2 protein-coding genes are annotated in these 2,840 nt (G+C 62.5%); both read left to right on the top strand.

What is annotated here, in order from left to right; translation table 11 throughout:
- On the top strand, positions 1-1,877 hold a 1,877-nt coding region (locus MRY75_RS07085; protein ID WP_292306435.1), incomplete at its 5' end, for a DNA-binding protein.
- 99 nt (positions 1,878-1,976) lie between these two features.
- Positions 1,977-2,450 (top strand): hypothetical protein, encoded by a 474-nt coding sequence (locus tag MRY75_RS07080; protein ID WP_292306434.1) that lies wholly within the window; start codon positions 1,977-1,979, stop codon positions 2,448-2,450.
- Positions 2,451-2,840 lie beyond the last annotated feature (390 nt).

Below are 2,840 nucleotides of genomic sequence, written 5' to 3'. Positions count from 1 at the left end.
GCATCGTACGGGATGCCACTTCCGCGATCCTCGCCGAAGACGACTCGCTCGCTGAGAACATGCAGCGTGCAGCCCTGCATCCGCTCGACCAGTTCCGTGCCTTCGTTGCTTTGCGGGAGAAGGGTCAGGGCGATGAAGAGATCGCAGCCGCCTTCTTCATCACCCCGCAGGTGGTCAAGCAGCGCCTGAAACTCGCCGCCGTGGCCCCTGCCCTGCTCGAGCTTTATGCCGAGGATGAAATGACGTTGGAGCAGCTGATGGCCTTCACGGTCAATCCGGATCACGAGCGTCAGGTTCAGGTCTGGGAGGCGATCCGGTCGTCTTGGAACAAGGAACCTTACCAGATCCGGCGGATGCTGACCGAAACCTCGGTACGAGCTTCTGACCGACGTGCCGTCTTTGTCGGCGTCGGGGCCTACGAGGCGGCGGGCGGCACCATGTTGCATGACCTCTTCCAGGGCGATGACGGCGGCTGGCTGGAAGACCCTGCCCTGCTCGATCGTCTGGTCAGCGAGAAGCTTCAGGCCGAAGCCGAAGCCATCGCGACCGAAGGTTGGAAATGGATCGAGGTCTCGCTCGACCTGCCCTATGGCTACAGCCACGGTTTGCGACGGCTGAGCGGAGACCCGGTGCCGATGACGGATGACGAAGGCGCGGCCCATGACAAACTGCTTGCCGAGTACCGGGCGCTCGAAGAGGAATACGAGGGCCAGGATAAATTCCCCGAAGAGATCGACGCGCGTCTTGGCGAATTGGAAGTCGCGATGGAGAAACTCGAGGCCCGGCCGCTGATTTTCGACGCGGAGGAGATCGCACGGGCAGGGGCGTTTGTGACGCTTGACCGCTATGGCGAGCTTGCAGTTTATCGGGGCTTCGTGCGGCCTGAGGATGAGATAGGGCCAGACGTCGACGTCCACAGCGGTGAACAGACGGCAGACGGGCAGGGCGCCGAGCTTTCAGCGGCGAGCAGCTCGGATGGTGTCGGCCATGGCACGGTGATCACCTCCGCTGGTCAGGCGCTTAACACCAACGTGCCCGACGACGAAGAGGATGGTGCGTTTAAGCCCTTGCCTGAGCGGCTGGTCATGGAGTTGACGGCGCACCGGACATTGGCACTGCGGGAAGCTGTCGGTCGCTCCCCTGACGTCGCGTTGACGCTTCTGCTCCTGAAGCTCGTCAATGATACCTTCCGGACGTCCAGTTCGGCCGGCAGCTGCCTCGAGGCCTCGGTGCGTCATGTCTACATGTCCGCGCAGGCGAGCGATCTGAAGGACAGCGTGGTTGCAAAGCTTGTGGACGATCGCCATGCGGAGTTGGAAGCCGACCTGCCGCTCGGCGACGATGCCGCTCTCTGGGTTTACCTGGCTTCCCTCGATCAAGGGAGCCGACTTTCGCTGCTCGCGCATTGCCTCAGCTTAGGGATCAACGCGCTCCATGAGAAGGTGAACCCCTATGGTGCCGGTATCTCCGCCAGCGGTTTGACCAAACGGATGGCCCAGTCCGACTTGGTCGCACAGGCGGTCGATCTCGACATGGTCGAGGCGGGCTGGCAGCCGACGGCCGATACCTATCTGAACCGCGTGCCCAAGACCCGGATCCTCGAGGCCGTGCGTGAGGCGAAAGGGGAGGGGACGGCGCAACTCCTCGATCACCTGAAGAAGGGCGAGATGGCGAGTGAAGCCGAGCGTCTGCTGAAAGGCAGCGGCTGGTTGCCGGAGGTTCTGCGCCGTCACGATCTGGCAGCATTCGATGGCGCGGAAGGGCAGGGGGCGCCTGAGCTCGTTTCCGACGCTGAGCAAGCCGAAGAAGTCGACCTTCCCGCCTTCCTCACCGCTGACCTGCCGAGCAATGAGGCATCGATGATGGCTGCGGAGTGATCTGCGCCATCCGAGGGCGGGGAAACCCGTCCTCGATCACATAAAATACAATAATATCAATATGATGGATGCAAAATGACGCATTCAGGATGCGGAATCATGTCTGCAACCACAATTCTCGACACTGCGCCCCTGGGGGCGCTCATTCGCTATACCGACAGCAGTCCCAAGCCGCCCGCTCGGTTCACAAAGAAGCTCGCGGCCTGGGAACGCTCGAACGGCGTCGGCCGTCTTGTCAAGAAGGAGCCGCCGCGACCCTATCCGACCTGGACTGCGTCGGCGTCGTTCACGCTGCACGAGGGGAACTTCTCTTCGGACGGGGTCATTCTTGTGACGATCATGCGGACTCATTCGGCTGACAGTGCCTTGACCTTCGAGGTCGCTGAGGAACCACAGCCTGGGCAGGTGCGTGTCCTGCTGGATTTCGGAGGTTGCACGGAGCTGCTCCACCTGGCCGAGTCTGTCACGGCTGCTGAACTCTGGATCGCCAAAGAAGGCCATCGCAACGCGCGGCTGGAGATCGTCGGCAGCGAGGACGGCGATAGGGCAGGGGGCGCGGAGCTTGCCGCCTGAGCCCATGTAGAACCCAAGGGGTCCGCCAAAGCGCGGGCCACTCACCCATCACGACCCTGTCCTGTGAGATCGCGGGGCACCATGGGATCCAATCCATCACGGAAAGAGATCTTCTACCAAATGTCGGCCCGGGAGGCTGGCAGCGATAGCATCAGCGGAACATACGGCTCCAGTCAGCAGTCGCACCATCCTCCGCTCGCCATTCCCTTCCTTGCCCCGAATCCCGTCTTCGAGATCAACCCGCGAGGGGTCGGACTACGGGCGAACCCGTGCCGCCGGGTGGATTCGGACGAGCCGAACGCACCCGGTGATGTCAGCCAGTCTTCGGGCCTGCGGGGTCCTGTCGCGCGGGGGATGGTCCTCCGCCTCCAAGACAGGAGCCAAACAGAT

The sequence above is a fragment of the Marivita sp. genome (assembly GCF_022763305.1).
In the GTDB taxonomy this organism is placed as follows: Bacteria; Pseudomonadota; Alphaproteobacteria; order Rhodobacterales; family Rhodobacteraceae; genus Marivita.
The sequence above is the reverse complement of the archived record's forward strand: the minus strand, read 5'-3'. Positions and strand labels throughout refer to the sequence as shown.